Source organism: Pseudomonas sp. 11/12A (genome assembly GCF_000800055.1).
Taxonomy (GTDB): domain Bacteria; phylum Pseudomonadota; class Gammaproteobacteria; order Pseudomonadales; family Pseudomonadaceae; genus Aquipseudomonas; species Aquipseudomonas mohnii.
The window spans coordinates 5,242,670-5,257,508 of the sequence record NZ_JUGV01000001.1; the positions used below are offsets into that span (position 1 = coordinate 5,242,670).

13 protein-coding genes and 1 pseudogene are annotated in these 14,839 nt (G+C 59.8%); 8 read left to right on the forward strand and 6 right to left on the reverse strand.

Annotated features, from left to right (window positions below):
• Positions 1 to 72: 72 nt before the first annotated feature.
• Positions 73 to 318, reverse strand: coding sequence for a DUF1127 domain-containing protein (locus tag GQ39_RS24175; RefSeq protein WP_047535061.1), 246 nt, complete (start codon positions 316 to 318; stop codon positions 73 to 75).
• Positions 319 to 497: 179 nt separating this feature from the next.
• Between GQ39_RS24175 and GQ39_RS24180 the strand changes: the two genes are divergently transcribed.
• Entirely contained in the window at positions 498 to 1,931 is a 1,434-nt protein-coding gene (locus GQ39_RS24180; protein ID WP_047535063.1) for an aminotransferase-like domain-containing protein, read from the forward strand.
• 60 nt (positions 1,932 to 1,991) lie between these two features.
• The gene (locus tag GQ39_RS24185; protein ID WP_047535066.1) at positions 1,992 to 3,560 is read left to right on the forward strand and encodes a phospholipase D family protein; all 1,569 of its coding nucleotides are present in this window, start codon (positions 1,992 to 1,994) and stop codon (positions 3,558 to 3,560) included.
• Between the two features lie 27 nt (positions 3,561 to 3,587).
• On the opposite strand, the gene GQ39_RS24190 is transcribed toward GQ39_RS24185, so the two are convergent.
• On the reverse strand, positions 3,588 to 4,733 hold the full coding sequence (locus GQ39_RS24190; protein ID WP_047535068.1) for an MFS transporter: 1,146 nt from the start codon (positions 4,731 to 4,733) through the stop codon (positions 3,588 to 3,590).
• Between the two features lie 186 nt (positions 4,734 to 4,919).
• Entirely contained in the window at positions 4,920 to 6,413 is a 1,494-nt protein-coding gene (locus GQ39_RS24195; protein WP_047535070.1) for an aldehyde dehydrogenase, read from the reverse strand.
• Positions 6,414 to 6,635: 222 nt separating this feature from the next.
• On the opposite strand from GQ39_RS24195, the gene GQ39_RS24200 reads away from it, so the two are divergent.
• Entirely contained in the window at positions 6,636 to 6,998 is a 363-nt protein-coding gene (locus tag GQ39_RS24200; protein ID WP_047535073.1) for a cupin domain-containing protein, read from the forward strand.
• 201 nt (positions 6,999 to 7,199) lie between these two features.
• Here GQ39_RS24200 and rpmG read toward each other — a convergent pair whose 3' ends face one another.
• The gene (gene rpmG, locus GQ39_RS24205; protein ID WP_007894709.1) at positions 7,200 to 7,355 is read right to left on the reverse strand and encodes a 50S ribosomal protein L33; all 156 of its coding nucleotides are present in this window, start codon (positions 7,353 to 7,355) and stop codon (positions 7,200 to 7,202) included.
• A gap of 11 nt (positions 7,356 to 7,366) precedes the next feature.
• Entirely contained in the window at positions 7,367 to 7,600 is a 234-nt protein-coding gene (gene rpmB, locus GQ39_RS24210; protein WP_034147715.1) for a 50S ribosomal protein L28, read from the reverse strand.
• A gap of 447 nt (positions 7,601 to 8,047) precedes the next feature.
• On the opposite strand from rpmB, the gene GQ39_RS24215 reads away from it, so the two are divergent.
• Positions 8,048 to 9,631, forward strand: coding sequence for an ABC transporter substrate-binding protein (locus GQ39_RS24215; protein ID WP_047535079.1), 1,584 nt, complete (start codon positions 8,048 to 8,050; stop codon positions 9,629 to 9,631).
• 107 nt (positions 9,632 to 9,738) lie between these two features.
• Here the strand turns inward: GQ39_RS24215 and radC are convergent, their stop codons facing one another.
• Entirely contained in the window at positions 9,739 to 10,413 is a 675-nt protein-coding gene (gene radC, locus GQ39_RS24220; protein ID WP_047535082.1) for a RadC family protein, read from the reverse strand.
• A 135-nt stretch (positions 10,414 to 10,548) separates the two neighbouring features.
• Here radC and coaBC point away from each other — a divergent pair, with 135 nt between their 5' ends.
• The 4 genes and pseudogenes from coaBC (at position 10,549) to argB (ending at position 14,783) form a co-directional block, all read left to right on the forward strand.
• Positions 10,549 to 11,757, forward strand: a complete 1,209-nt coding sequence (coaBC, locus tag GQ39_RS24225) for a bifunctional phosphopantothenoylcysteine decarboxylase/phosphopantothenate--cysteine ligase CoaBC (RefSeq protein WP_047535086.1) — start codon at positions 10,549 to 10,551, stop codon at positions 11,755 to 11,757.
• 5 nt (positions 11,758 to 11,762) lie between these two features.
• Positions 11,763 to 12,218, forward strand: a complete 456-nt coding sequence (gene dut / locus GQ39_RS24230; protein WP_047535088.1) for a dUTP diphosphatase — start codon at positions 11,763 to 11,765, stop codon at positions 12,216 to 12,218.
• A gap of 231 nt (positions 12,219 to 12,449) precedes the next feature.
• A pseudogene (locus tag GQ39_RS24235) lies at positions 12,450 to 13,853 on the forward strand (phosphomannomutase/phosphoglucomutase); the annotation flags it as partial.
• Positions 13,854 to 13,877: 24 nt separating this feature from the next.
• Positions 13,878 to 14,783 (forward strand): acetylglutamate kinase, encoded by a 906-nt coding sequence (gene argB / locus GQ39_RS24240; RefSeq protein ID WP_047535093.1) that lies wholly within the window; start codon positions 13,878 to 13,880, stop codon positions 14,781 to 14,783.
• The last annotated feature ends 56 nt before the right edge of the window (positions 14,784 to 14,839 follow it).

The following is a 14,839-nucleotide window of genomic DNA, read 5'->3' on the forward strand; positions in this document are numbered from 1 at the left end:
CGCGAGCAAGCTTGCCCCCACGGGTCCATCTCATCCCTGTGGGAGCGAGCTTGCTCGCGATTGGTCCGCCACTCAGATCCGCCAGAAAGGCTTGAGCCCCTCCTCCCGCGCCTGTTCACGGGTCAGCCCGATATCCTTGAGCTGCTCGGGCGTCAGCCTCAGCAACGCCTTGCGCGTGTGCAGACGGTGCCAGAACAGATCCCAGCGACTCAGGCCGGACGGTGCGTTGCGCATGACGGATCTCTGCGCACCGTTGCCCTGCCCTGCCACCAGTTCCTGACTGTGTAACGTCAGCCGCACATCGCTCAAGCCGTTCATTTTCATCGCTCCTGTTTACTTGGGTAGCCAGAGATTCCATGATGCGCGGGCAAGCAAAACCATTACAGATTCAACAGCCATGTATTATCCCCATACAGATTTGCTGTTCGAAGCACTGAATTGTCGATTTCTGCCACATCTGTACTGGTTGACCGAATCCCCTGCACCGAGGCAGTGCCATGACCCTTTATGTGAACCTCGCCGAATTACTCGGCACGCGTATCGAACAGGGCTTCTATCGCCCGGGTGACCGCCTGCCGTCGGTACGGGCGCTGAGCGTTGAACATGGGGTCAGCCTGAGCACGGTGCAGCAGGCCTATCGCATGCTGGAAGACAGCGGGCTGGCCACGCCAAAACCCAAATCCGGGTACTTCGTGCCAGTCGGTCGCGAGCTACCGGAACTGCCGGCGATCGGTCGCCCGGCCCAACGCCCTGTGGACATTTCGCAATGGGATCAGGTGCTGGAGCTGATCCGCGCGGTACCGCGCAAGGATGTGGTGCAACTGGGTCGCGGCATGCCGGACATCACCACGCCCACCCTCAAACCGCTATTGCGCGGCCTGGCGCAGTTGAGCCGCCGGCAGGACATGCCCGGCCTGTATTACGACAACATCCACGGCAATCTCGGCCTGCGCGAACAGATTGCACGCCTGATGCTCGATTCCGGCTGCCAACTGGGCCCCGGCGACCTGGTGGTGACCACCGGATGCCATGAAGCGCTGTCCACCAGCATTCGGGCGATCTGCGAGCCGGGCGACATCGTGGCGGTCGACTCACCGAGCTTTCACGGTGCCATGCAGACCCTCAAGGGCCTGGGCATGAAAGCCCTGGAAATCCCCACGGACCCGCTTACCGGCATCAGCCTGGAAGCGCTGGAACTGGCATTGGAACAATGGCCGATCAAGGCCATACAGTTGACCCCCAACTGCAACAACCCGCTGGGCTACATCATGCCGGAGTCGCGCAAACGCGCGCTTTTGACGCTCGCACAGCGTTTCGACGTGGCGATCATCGAGGACGATGTGTATGGCGAACTTTCCTACACCTACCCGCGCCCTCGCACGATCAAATCCTTCGACGAGGACGGCCGTGTCTTACTGTGCAGCTCATTTTCCAAAACGCTGGCCCCCGGCCTGCGCATCGGCTGGGTGGCGCCCGGTCGTTATCTGGAGCGGGTGCTGCACATGAAATACATCAGCACCGGCTCTACCGCGCCACAACCACAGATTGCCATTGCCGAATTCCTCAAAGGTGGACATTTCGAACCCCATTTGCGGCGGATGCGTACGCAATACCAGCGCAATCGCGACGCCATGATCGACTGGGTCACCCGCTACTTCCCGGCGGGCACGCGCGCCAGTCGCCCACAAGGCAGCTTCATGCTGTGGGTTGAATTGCCGGAAGGATTCGACACCCTGAAACTGAATCGGGCCTTGCACGACCAGGGCGTACAGATTGCCGTCGGCAGCATCTTTTCCGCCTCGGGCAAGTACCGCAATTGCCTGCGGATGAACTACGCTGCCAAACCAACAGCACAGATCGAAGACGCGGTGCGCAAGGTCGGCGCTGCGGCCATTCAGTTGCTGGCCGAAACCCGCGAGCTCAACGACTGACCTTTCTGCGGATACCAACGTCCATATGCCAATACCCGCCGCCAACCGGAACGATCCCACGTGAGAGTCACAAAGCCTCTGCTTGCTCTTGTGTTACTGGCCTCGTTCCTCGGCGGCTGCGCCAGTCTCGACGCGCAGCGCGAACCGAGCCAGGCGCTGCCAGCCAATGATTCGGCATTCGGTCGCTCGGTCCAGGCCCAGGCAACGCCCCATCAAGGGCAGTCCGGTTTTCGCCTGCTCTCGGACAGTACCGAGGCCTTCACTGCGCGCGCCGAGCTGATCCGCAATGCGCAACGCAGCCTCGATTTGCAGTACTACATCATTCACGACGGCATCAGTACGCGAATGCTGGCGAATGAACTGCTCAAGGCCGCTGACCGTGGCGTGCGCGTGCGCATCCTGATCGACGACACCACCAGCGACGGCCTGGACTTCATCATCGCCACGATGGCGGCGCATCCGCAGATCCAGATTCGCGTGTTCAATCCGCTGAATCTGGGCCGCAGCACCGGCGTGACGCGGGCCATGGGCCGCTTGTTCAACCTGTCGCGGCAACACCGGCGCATGCACAACAAACTGTGGCTGGCCGACAACAGCATGGCCATCGTTGGTGGACGCAATTTGGGGGACGAGTATTTCGATGCCGAGCCCAACCTGAACTTTACCGACATCGACATGCTTGGCGCAGGCCCGGTTGCCGAGCAGCTGGGACACAGTTTCGACCAGTACTGGAACAGCGCCCTGAGCAAACCGATCGATGGGTTTCTATACAGCAAACCGACCGCCAAGGACCTGGAAAATACCCGGACCCGGCTCGAAGAATCCCTGGAGGAAACACGCAAAGAGAACCACGCGCTCTACAAACACCTGATGACGTACGCTACCAAACCGCGCCTGGACATTTGGCGCAAAGAGCTGATCTGGGCCTGGAACCAGGCGCTGTGGGATGCGCCAAGCAAGGTGCTGGCCGATGGCGAGCCAGACCCTCAGTTGCTCTTGACCACGCAATTGGCGCCCGAACTCAATGGCGTCAGCAAGGAGTTGATCATGGTCTCGGCCTATTTCGTGCCGGGCCAGCCGGGGCTGGTGTACCTGACCGGGCGCGCCGACGCCGGGGTCTCAGTGCGGCTGCTGACCAACTCCCTGGAGGCCACGGACGTACCGGCGGTGCATGGCGGTTATGCACCGTATCGCAAGGCGCTGCTGGAACATGGCGTGCAACTGTTCGAGTTACGCCGCCAGCCTGGCGAAGGCGGCGGCAGCGGCCCTAACCTGTTCAACAGCCGATCCTATCGCGGCTCCGATTCCAGCCTGCATAGCAAGGCGATCATCTTCGACCAGCAGAAAGCCTTCATCGGCTCGTTCAATTTCGATCCGCGCTCGGTGCTGTGGAACACCGAAGTCGGAGTACTGGTGGACAGCCCGGAGCTTGCGGCACACGCGCGTGAACTGGCGCTGCAAGGCATGGCACCGCCCCTGAGCTACAAAGTGGAACTGGAAAAAAGCCAGATCGTCTGGGTCACCGAAGACAACGGCAAACTGCACACCCTGACCAGCGAGCCAGGCAGTTGGTGGCGGCACTTCAATGCCTGGTTCAGTAATACGGTTGGCCTGGAACGGATGTTATGACCCTGTGGGAGCACGTTCCCACAGGTGTCAGGCCGGTTCGGCAACCGAGCCAAATGCCCCTTGCCGCGACACCACGATCAGCACACCCAACGCCCCCGCCGCCATCAGCAACGGCAAGGCGTGCCCGCTGATCCACTGGCTGCCGGCACCGGCCAGCAAAGGCCCGATCAGGCAACCGATGCCCCATAATTGCGCGATGTGCGCATTGGCCCTGACCAGCGCATCGTCGCGATAACGTTCGCCGATCAGAATCAGCGACAAGGTGAACAACCCACCCGCGCTGGCACCAAACAACACCCACAACGGCCAGATCAGCAGCGTGTCGATCAGCAACGGAATGGCCAGACTCGACCCCAGCAGCACCACCGCGCACCCGGTAAACAAGGTGCGCCGCGACAAGCGATCGGCCAACGCGCCAATCGGTAATTGCAGCACGGCATCACCCACCACCACCGTACTGACCATCGCCAGAGCGATTTCCGTGGTGAACCCCTGGCGCAAGCAGTAGACCGGCAGCAGCGTCAGGATCATCGCTTCGAACGCAGCGAACAGCGACACCGCCCAGGCAATCGCCGGCAGCCCCCTGCAGAACTCAAGCAAATCTCTCAAGGTCACGCTACCGGCCTCACTGCTCGGCGCACCGCTGCGACCGAGCAATAGAAACGGTGCCGCCATCAGCAAGCTGACACCCACCCAAAAACCATAATCGTGCTCGGTGCCAAGAAAGCCCAGCAACACCGGTCCGGCCAGCTGACTCAGCGCATAACTGCTGCCATACAGCGCGACCAACCGCCCGCGCCATTGCTCGACCACCAGTTGGTTGATCCAGCTTTCACCGAGGATGAATACAAGCGTCAGGATCACCCCGATCATCAGCCGCAGTGCCAGCCAGATCGGGTAGCTCGGCAACAGCGCCAGCAAGCCGATGGAAACCGCTCCGGCCCACAGGCATAGACGCATCAAATTGGCCGTACCAAGGCGCGCCGCCAGACGACTGGAAATTTTCGCCCCGACCAATACGCCAATGGCCGGCATCGCCGCCATCACACCGATGGCGAACGAGCCGTAACCCCAGCTTTCCAGGCGAAACGACACCAGCGGCATGCTGACACCCAGGGCCAGGCCGACACTCAAGACAGACGCCAACACGGCGAAATACGTCGCCCAACGCATGTTCCACGCTCCTGTGGATATTTTTATGGTCCGCACAAAACATTGTGGGAGCGAGCTTGCTCGCGATTAACGGAGCAACATTCAACTTGTTCGTCGACTGTCACACCGCTATCGCGAGCAGGCTCGCTCCCACAAGGGATCTGTGTCGTTTGGGAAGCCTGACCTGGATCAGGCTCCCCTACTGACTTACAACTTGATCCAGGTCGCCTTCAGCTCGGTGTACTTGTCGAACGCGTGCAGCGACTTGTCGCGACCGTTGCCGGACTGCTTGAAGCCACCGAACGGTGCAGTCATGTCGCCGCCATCGTACTGGTTGACCCACACGCTACCGGCACGCAGTGCACGGGCGGTCAGGTGCGCCTTGGAGATATCGGAAGTCCACACTGCAGCGGCCAGACCGTACGGGGTGTCGTTGGCGATCGCGACGGCTTCTTCGGCGCTGTCGAAGGTGATGACCGACAACACTGGCCCGAAGATTTCTTCCTGGGCAATTTTCATCGCGTTGCTCACGCCGTCGAAAATCGTCGGTTCAACGTAGGTGCCACCGGTTTCCTGGAGGATGCGTTTACCACCGGCTACCAGTTTGGCGCCGTCGGTGTGACCGGACTCGATGTAGGACAGCACGGTGTTCATCTGCTGGGTATCCACCAGCGCGCCGACGTTGGTCGCCGGATCCAGCGGGTTGCCCGGCTTCCAGGTTTTCAGGGCTTCGATCACCAGTGGCAGGAATTTGTCCTTGATCGAACGCTCCACCAGCAGGCGCGAACCGGCGGTGCAGACTTCGCCCTGGTTGAAGGCGATAGCACCCGCAGCAGCTTCAGCGGCCTCCTGCAGGTTCGGTGCGTCGGCGAACACGATGTTCGGGCTCTTGCCGCCGGCTTCGAGCCAGACGCGCTTCATGTTCGATTCGCCGGAGTAGATCAGCAGTTGCTTGGCGATCTTGGTCGAACCGGTGAACACCAGGGTGTCGACGTCGTTATGCAGGGCCAGGGCCTTGCCAACGGTATGACCGTAACCCGGCAGGACGTTCAGCACGCCTTTCGGAATCCCGGCTTCGACTGCCAGAGCAGCGATGCGGATGGCGGTCAGCGGCGATTTTTCCGATGGCTTGAGGATCACCGAGTTACCGGTGGACAGCGCTGGGCCGAGCTTCCAGCACGCCATCATCAATGGGAAGTTCCACGGCACGATGGCGCTGACAACGCCGACCGGTTCGCGCGTCACCAGACCCAGTTGATCGTGCGGGGTAGCTGCGACTTCGTCGTAGATCTTGTCGATGGCTTCGCCGCTCCAGCTCAGGGCTTGCGCTGCGCCGGGAACGTCGATGTACAGGGAATCGCTGATCGGCTTGCCCATGTCCAGGGTTTCAAGCAGGGCCAGCTCTTCGGCGTGCTGTTTGAGCAGGCCGGCAAAACGAATCATGGTGGCTTTGCGTTTGGTCGGCGCCAGGCGCGACCAGACACCGGAATTGAAGGTGGCACGGGCGTTTTCAACAGCGCGCTGGGCGTCGGCGGCATCGCAGCTGGCGACTTTGCCCAACAGACGGCCATCGACCGGGCTGATGCACTCGAAGGTCTCGCCGGAGACAGCATCGGTGTATTCGCCATTGATGTAGGCGCGGCCTTCGATCTTCAGATCGCGAGCCCGTTGTTCCCAGTCGGCACGAGTCAGGGTGGTCATACGAGTGTCCTCCTCTTATTGAATACGACACCCGCGTTCTTCGCGGGCGCTGTCAGGAATTCTGCCCGGTCAGCCTGCTTTCGGCCCAAGGCAACTGCCACCCTAAACCAGCGGCAGGGGAAGTTTCAATATATTTGACACAAGGCCGGTAAACGACCTTGCGATGTTCATTTTAATAAACATAGACTTTGGCGATACCAACAATAACGGAGGAATACAACAATGAGCATCCAGAACATCGTCGACTTCGGCCAGGCCACCACCGAGCCCGAGCGCTATCGACCAGACCCGGCAAAGGTGCTCAAGGGTGATCCTGAGCAAGTGGTCTACAACCACTACAACAGCCCTTGCGGCCAATTGAATGCCGGCGTGTGGGAAGGCGCAGTCGGCCAGTGGCTGGTGAACTTCACCGAGCATGAATATTGCGAAATCGTTCAGGGCGTTTCCGTCCTGCGCGACAACGATGGCAACAGCAAAACCGTGCGCGCAGGTGATCGCTTCGTCATCCCGGCCGGTTTCCGGGGCACCTGGGAAGTGCTGGAGCCTTGCCGCAAGATTTATGTGGCGTTTGAGCAGAAGGCCTGAAGACTTTCATTGCCTGGACCACCCTCATCGCGGGCAAGCCACGCTCCCATAGAGATCTGCGTCGTTTGCGAAACCTCTGGAAGCGGGCTGGCTCCGGGCGAATCTACGCCGATGAGGCCCTGACAAACATCACAAAGCTCAAGCAACAAAAAAGGCCCGTATCTCGCGATACGGGCCTTTTTCGTAAGAGGGAAAAATCAATTACTTGATTTTGCCTTCTTTGTAGATCACGTGCTTGCGAACAACCGGATCAAATTTCTTGATCTCGATTTTGTCCGGAGTAGTACGCTTGTTCTTGTCGGTAGTGTAGAAGTGACCAGTACCGGCGCTCGAAATCAAACGAATCAATTCACGCATGATTAGCTCCCTTAGATCTTGCCGGCTTTGCGGATTTCGGCCAGCACGGCAGTGATGCCACGCTTGTCGATGATACGCATGCCTTTGGCAGATACGCGCAGACGCACGAAACGTTTCTCTTCTTCAACCCAGAAGCGGTGATGCTGCAGGTTCGGCAGGAAACGACGACGGGTTTTGTTGTTTGCGTGGGAAATGTTATTCCCAGTCACCGGACCCTTACCGGTAACTTGACAGACTCTAGACATGCCTCAGCCCTCTAAAACCACATGCCCAACCCGGCATGGGTTGGCCGCTTAATCTCTCAGTCATTTGGCGCCAGGCGCCGCGTTTCTTTAAGGGTCTTACCGGCTACACCTACAAACGAAGGAACCGGGCCCCTAGAAAAGAGCGCTGCTTTATACCAGAAAGACTAGAGAGCAACAACATTCGCTGTACATTGAGTTGATAAAAACCCTGTTTTTCGAGCGTCAGGCGCTTTGGATAAAGGCTATCGTCGACTTCGACCGCTCGTCGCAGAGAATCGCTCGACACGCCGTCCCAGCGTTTTTTCCAACCGGCACACAGCAAAATCAGTCGCCTATAGTCTCCTCAAAATCAAAAAGGGGATAGTCATTTGCAATCGAGCCCACTAGGGTAAGCCTTTTCCAGACTGCACTTGCAGATGGGCCTTCGATCTGTAAAGGAACCCGACCATGCGCCTCGCTGCCCTACCGTTGTTGCTCGCCCCGTTTTTGCTGAGCCCACAGGCCTTCGCCGCCGCCCTGAGCGTCTGCACCGAGGCCAGCCCGGAAGGCTTTGACGTGGTGCAGTACAATTCGCTGACCACCACCAACGCCTCGGCCGACGTACTGATGAATCGGCTGGTGGACTTCGACACCGCCAGCGGCAAAGTGATCGCCAGCCTGGCGGACAGCTGGGAAGTCAGCCCCGATGGCCTGATCTACGTCTTCAAACTGCGACCGCAGGTGAAATTCCATCGCACCGAGTATTTCAGCCCGACGCGCGAGTTGACCGCCGAAGACGTCAAATTCAGCTTCGACCGCATGCTTGACCCCGCCAACCCGTGGCACCAGGTTGCCCAGACCGGTTTTCCCCATGCGCAATCGATGCAATTGCCAGCGCTGATCAAGAAAATCGACGCCCTTGACCCACTGACCGTGCGCTTCACCCTCGACCACCCGGACTCGACCTTCCTCGCGACCCTGAGCATGGGTTTCGCCTCGATCTACTCGGCTGAATACGCGGACAAATTGTTGAAGGCCGGCACCACGGACAAGCTCAACAGCCAGCCAATCGGCACCGGCCCGTTTGTTTTCACGCGTTTCCAGAAGGATGCCTCGGTTCGCTACAAAGCCAACCCGGACTACTTTGGCGGCAAACCGTCCGTGGACCCGCTGATCTTCGCCATCACCCCGGACGCGAACGTGCGCTTGCAGAAGTTGCGCCGCAACGAGTGCCAGATCGCCCTGTCGCCCAAACCTCTGGACGTACAGGCCGCGCTAAAAGAGCCGACCCTGAAAGTGGAAAAGACTGACGCCTTCATGACCGCATTCGTCGGCATCAACAGCCAACATCCACCGCTGGACAAGCCCGAAGTGCGACAGGCGATCAACCTCGCCTTCGATAAGGCCAACTACATCAAAGCCGTGTTCGAGGACACCGCCGAAGCGGCCAACGGCCCGTACCCACCCAATACCTGGAGCTACGCGAAAAACCTGCCGGGCTACCCCCATGACATCGAGAAAGCCAAGGCCTTGATGGCCAAGGCCGGGCTCAAGGACGGCTTCCAGACCACCATCTGGACCCGCCCTTCCGGCAGCCTGCTGAACCCCAACCCGAGCCTCGGCGCGCAGCTGCTGCAATCTGACCTCGCGGAAATCGGCATTCAGGCCGAGATCCGCGTGATCGAATGGGGCGAACTGATCCGCCGCGCCAAGGCCGGTGAGCATGACCTGCTGTTCATGGGATGGGCTGGCGACAATGGTGACCCGGACAACTTCCTCACGCCGCAGTTTTCCTGCGCGGCAGTCAAATCCGGCACCAACTTCGCACGTTATTGCAATGCGGATCTGGACAAGCTGATCAGTGCCGGCAAAACCACCGGCGAGCAAGGCGTTCGCACCAAGCTTTATGAACAAGCGCAAGCGCAGATCCAGCAACAGGCGCTATGGCTACCGCTGGCTCATCCGACGGCTTTCGCCCTGACGCGCAAAAATGTCGAGGGTTATTCAGTCAGCCCGTTTGGGCGTCAGGACTATTCGAAGGTCAAACTGTAGGAGCAAGCCTGCTCGCGATGATCGTCAACGATAAGGCGGGAAACCTGATACCCCCTGGCGTTCACGGGCTCATCGCGAGCAAGTTCGTTCCTGCCGTGATGCACTACTCACATCCACCCATACTCGGCCATGGACAACGGATCGCCGTCGCCGATGATGAAATGATCCAGCACCCGCACATCGATCAACTCCAGCGCCTTTTGCAAACGCTTGGTCAACACCCGATCAGCCTGACTGGGGTCGGAGTTCCCTGACGGGTGGTTGTGGCAGAGGATCAAGGCTGCTGCATTGTTAGCCAGCGCACGCTTGACCACCTCCCGCGGATGCACACTCGTATTGTCGATGGACCCGCGAAACAGCGTTTCGAAGCTCAGTACCTGATGTTTTGAGTCCAGAAACAGGCAACCGAACACTTCATGCGGTTCGTGACGCAGCATCGATTTCAGGTATTCACGGACCACGTGAGGGTTTTCCAGTGCCGGTTTCTGGCGCGCCCGTTCAGCCAAATGCCGCCGGCTCATTTCCTGGGCTGCCTGCAATTGAGCGAATTTTGCCGGGCCCAGCCCCAAATGCATGCTGAACATGACCTGATCGGCCTCGAGCAGTGCGCGCAGACTGCCAAACTGGCCCAGCAGATGCCGCGCCAGATCCACCGCGCTTTTGCCGGATACGCCGGTTCGTAAAAATATCGCCAGTAACTCGGCGTCTGAAAGACTCGCGGCTCCCAGTGTCAGTAATCTCTCCCGCGGCCGCTCCGCCGCCGGCCAATTGCGAATACTCATAGCACCTCCCTGTCTGTGGGCGCCGCTGTTCCGTAGCGGTCGCTGTGATATCGTAGCCCATCTTTTTTGCTGGCGAATTCATCCCTGGGGAGGGGGTATCGCCAAGCAGCCACCAACGAATTGAAAGGCAGACCTATGCAGCGGCTGTATCGGAAACGCATCGTTCTGGGCGTCGGCGGCGGTATCGCTGCCTATAAAAGCGCCGATCTGGTTCGCCGCCTGATGGACCAGGGCGCCGAAGTGCGCGTAGTCATGACCCGTGGCGGCGCCGAGTTCATCACCCCGCTGACCATGCAGGCCCTGTCCGGGCACCCGGTTCACCTGGATCTGCTGGACCCGGCAGCCGAAGCCGCCATGGGTCACATCGAACTGGCGAAATGGGCCGATCTGGTGTTGATCGCGCCGGCCACCGCCGACCTGATCGCTCGTCTTGCCCAAGGCATTGCCGATGACTTGCTGACCACGCTGGTGCTGGCCACCGACGCGGTCGTCGCCGTCGCCCCGGCGATGAACCAGGCCATGTGGCGCGATCCGGCGACCCAGGCCAACCTGCAAACCCTCGAAAGTCGCGACCTGAAAGTCTTTGGCCCAGCCTCTGGCAGCCAGGCCTGCGGCGACGTCGGCCTGGGCCGCATGCTCGAAGCCACCGATCTGGCCCAGTGCGCCGCCGACTGCTTCCAGCGCCAGGCGCTGACCGGCAAGCACGTGCTGATCACCGCTGGCCCGACCCAGGAAAACATCGACCCGGTGCGCTACATCACCAACCACAGCTCCGGGAAAATGGGTTTCGCCCTCGCTGAAGCAGCTGTTGAAGCCGGCGCTCGGGTGACGCTGATCACCGGCCCCGTGCATTTGCCGACCCCGGACCGTGTCACACGCATCGACGTGGTCAGTGCCCGCGACATGCTTGCCGCCTGCGAAGCTGCGATCCCCTGCGACCTGTTCATCGCCTCTGCCGCAGTTGCGGACTACCGCCCGGAAGTAGTCGCGCCACAAAAACTTAAGAAAGATCCTACGAACGGCGACGGCTTGTTGCTGCAAATGGTGCGCAACCCGGACATCCTGGCCAGCATCGCGACACGCCCCGACCGTCCGTTCAGTGTCGGTTTCGCCGCTGAAACCGAACACCTGCTCGATTACGCTGCCCGCAAGTTGAAAGACAAGAACCTCGATTTGATCGTCGCCAACGACGTCGCCAACCCGAGCATTGGCTTCAACAGCGAAGAAAACGCCTGCAGTGTGATCGACCGCGAGCTTCACGCCACACTTTTCGCCCAGACCAGCAAGGGCAAGATTGCTCGTCAGCTGATCACTTTTATCGCCGAACGTCTGAACCAGGTTTAATTTACATGCACGCTTTGCAAGCCAAGATCCTCGACCCCCGCATCGGTACCGAATTTCCGTTGCCGCAATACGCCACACCGGGCTCCGCCGGCCTCGACCTGCGCGCCATGCTGGAACAGGACATCGTGATCAAACCGGGTGAAACCGTGCTGATCCCTACCGGCCTGTCGGTGTACATCGGCGATCCGAACCTCGCCGCGCTGATCCTGCCGCGCTCCGGCCTGGGCCATAAGCACGGTATCGTGCTGGGCAACCTGGTGGGTCTGATCGACTCTGATTACCAGGGCCCGCTGATGGTTTCTTGCTGGAACCGTGGCCAGACCGACTTCACCATGGCGGTGGGCGAGCGTCTGGCGCAACTGGTGCTGGTACCGGTGGTGCAGGCACATTTCGAGATGGTCGAAGAGTTCGTCGAGACCCAGCGCGGCACTGGCGGTTTCGGTCATTCCGGTAGCCATTGATCCGATAGAGGATCTCTGTGGCGAGGAAGCGCTCTCGCCACGGATTTCGAACGGCCCCAACAGTAAGGTTGTCCGCCCAAAATCAAGGCATTGGCCAACCCGTTAGCCGCTGACTTCGGCAAGATGGCCTTTTCGCACCACGAACTCTCTGTGGAAAACGCCGTCATACCCTTCAGTTTGAGTCTGCCGAGTCACTCGCAGGCAGGTCCAACCACATTCGAGATGGAGTTTCCCCAGATGAGCACCCCGGCCCAAATTGCCCCCAAGTTCCCAGACAGCATCTTCCGCGCCTATGACATTCGCGGCACCGTCCCGGAATTTCTGAACGCAGAAACGGCCTACTGGCTCGGTCGCGCCATCGGTGCACAGAGCCTCGCGCAGGGCGAACCCAACGTATCCGTTGGCCGTGACGGTCGCCTGTCCGGCCCGGAGCTGGTGGAAAAATTGATTCAAGGCCTGGCCGAAAGCGGTTGCCACGTCAGCGATGTCGGCCTGGTGCCAACGCCAGCGCTGTACTACGCCGCCAATATCCTGGCCGGCAAATCCGGCGTGATGCTTACCGGCAGCCACAACCCTTCGAACTACAACGGTTTCAAGATTGTCATCGCCGGCGATACCTTGGCCAACGAACAGATCCAGGCCCTGCACGACCGCCTCAAAAACAACGACCTGAGCAGCGGCAAGGGCAGCATCACCAAAGTCGAGATCCTCGACCGTTACACCACCGAAATCGTCCAGGACGTCAAACTGGCCCGTCGCCTGAAAGTGGTCGTGGACTGCGGCAATGGCGCGGCCGGTGTGATCGCTCCGCAATTGATCGAAGCGTTGAACTGCGAAGTCATTCCGTTGTTCTGCGAAGTCGACGGCAACTTCCCGAACCACCACCCGGATCCGGGCAAACCTGAAAACCTCGTTGACCTGATCGCCAAGGTCAAGGAAACCAACGCGGATATCGGCCTGGCCTTCGACGGCGATGGCGATCGCGTCGGCGTCGTGACCAACACGGGCAGCATCGTCTATCCGGACCGCCTGCTGATGCTGTTCGCCCGCGACGTAGTGGCACGCAACCCGGACGCGGAAATCATCTTCGACGTCAAATGCACCCGTCGCCTGATCCCGCTGATCAAGGAGTACGGCGGCCGTCCGCTGATGTGGAAGACCGGTCACTCGCTGATCAAAAAGAAAATGAAACAATCCGGTGCCCTGCTGGCTGGCGAAATGAGCGGGCACATCTTCTTCAAGGAGCGCTGGTTCGGTTTCGACGACGGCATTTACAGCGCCGCACGGCTACTGGAGATCCTCAGCAAGGAAAAATCATCGGCCGAAGAGCTGTTCGCGACCTTCCCGAATGATATTTCTACGCCGGAAATCAATATCCATGTGACCGAAGAGAGCAAATTCAGCATCATTGATGCACTGCACGACGCGCAATGGGGCGCAGGCGCCGACCTGACCACCATTGACGGCGTGCGAGTCGACTATGCCAAAGGCTGGGGCCTGGTTCGCGCATCCAACACCACACCGGTGCTGGTGCTGCGTTTCGAGGCCGATGACGAGGCTGAATTGCAGCGCATCAAGGACGTCTTCAAAGTCCAACTGAAGCGTGTTGCACCTGATCTCCAACTACCGTTTTGATTTATTGAAGCACCGGAGCCCTGAATGACCCTCGAACGCGAAGCCGCCGCCAACACCGCCAAGGTCCTGTCCGAAGCACTGCCCTACATTCGCCGTTATGTCGGCAAGACGCTGGTGATCAAATACGGCGGCAACGCGATGGAAAGCGAGGAGCTGAAAACCGGCTTCGCCCGCGACATCGTGCTGATGAAAGCCGTGGGCATCAACCCGGTGGTCGTTCACGGCGGCGGTCCGCAAATCGGTGATTTGCTCAAGCGCCTGTCGATCGAAAGCCATTTCGTCGATGGCATGCGCGTCACCGACGCTGCGACCATGGACGTTGTGGAAATGGTTCTCGGTGGCCAGGTCAACAAGGACATCGTCAACCTGATCAACCGCCATGGCGGCAGCGCCATCGGCCTGACCGGTAAAGACGCCGGGCTGATCCGCGCGAAGAAGCTCACCGTCACTCGCCAGACGCCAGAGATGACCCAACCGGAAATCATCGACATCGGCCAGGTGGGCGAAGTGGTCGGGATCAACACCGAACTACTGAACCTGCTGGTCAAAGGCAACTTCATTCCGGTGATCGCGCCTATCGGCGTCGGTGAGAACGGCGAGTCTTACAACATCAACGCTGACCTGGTGGCCGGTAAAGTCGCCGAAGCGCTGAAAGCCGAGAAACTGATGCTGCTGACCAACATTGCCGGCCTGATGGACAAGTCGGGTAAGGTCCTGACCGGCCTGAGCACTCAGCAAGTCGACGACCTGATCGCCGATGGCACTATCTACGGCGGCATGTTGCCGAAGATCCGTTGCGCACTGGAAGCGGTTCAGGGCGGCGTCGGCAGCTCGCTGATCATCGACGGTCGCGTGCCGAATGCGATCCTGCTGGAAATCTTCACCGATACCGGTGTGGGCACCTTGATCAGCAATCGCAAGCGTCACTAAGCGATAGCGCAAATAAAAAGACCCTGCTCAGCCTGGCTGAGCGGGGTCTTTTTTAT

What these genes read in the sequence shown, in the direction of transcription:
- GQ39_RS24175 (WP_047535061.1), bottom strand. Translation starts at nt 318, where the DNA reads ATGAACGGCTTGAGCGATGTGCGGCTGACGTTACACAGTCAGGAACTG.
- GQ39_RS24180 (WP_047535063.1), top strand. Translation starts at nt 498, where the DNA reads ATGACCCTTTATGTGAACCTCGCCGAATTACTCGGCACGCGTATCGAA.
- GQ39_RS24190 (WP_047535068.1), bottom strand. Translation starts at nt 4,733, where the DNA reads ATGCGTTGGGCGACGTATTTCGCCGTGTTGGCGTCTGTCTTGAGTGTC.
- GQ39_RS24195 (WP_047535070.1), bottom strand. Translation starts at nt 6,413, where the DNA reads ATGACCACCCTGACTCGTGCCGACTGGGAACAACGGGCTCGCGATCTG.
- GQ39_RS24200 (WP_047535073.1), top strand. Translation starts at nt 6,636, where the DNA reads ATGAGCATCCAGAACATCGTCGACTTCGGCCAGGCCACCACCGAGCCC.
- rpmG (WP_007894709.1), bottom strand. Translation starts at nt 7,355, where the DNA reads ATGCGTGAATTGATTCGTTTGATTTCGAGCGCCGGTACTGGTCACTTC.
- rpmB (WP_034147715.1), bottom strand. Translation starts at nt 7,600, where the DNA reads ATGTCTAGAGTCTGTCAAGTTACCGGTAAGGGTCCGGTGACTGGGAAT.
- GQ39_RS24215 (WP_047535079.1), top strand. Translation starts at nt 8,048, where the DNA reads ATGCGCCTCGCTGCCCTACCGTTGTTGCTCGCCCCGTTTTTGCTGAGC.
- radC (WP_047535082.1), bottom strand. Translation starts at nt 10,413, where the DNA reads ATGAGTATTCGCAATTGGCCGGCGGCGGAGCGGCCGCGGGAGAGATTA.
- coaBC (WP_047535086.1), top strand. Translation starts at nt 10,549, where the DNA reads ATGCAGCGGCTGTATCGGAAACGCATCGTTCTGGGCGTCGGCGGCGGT.
- dut (WP_047535088.1), top strand. Translation starts at nt 11,763, where the DNA reads ATGCACGCTTTGCAAGCCAAGATCCTCGACCCCCGCATCGGTACCGAA.
- argB (WP_047535093.1), top strand. Translation starts at nt 13,878, where the DNA reads ATGACCCTCGAACGCGAAGCCGCCGCCAACACCGCCAAGGTCCTGTCC.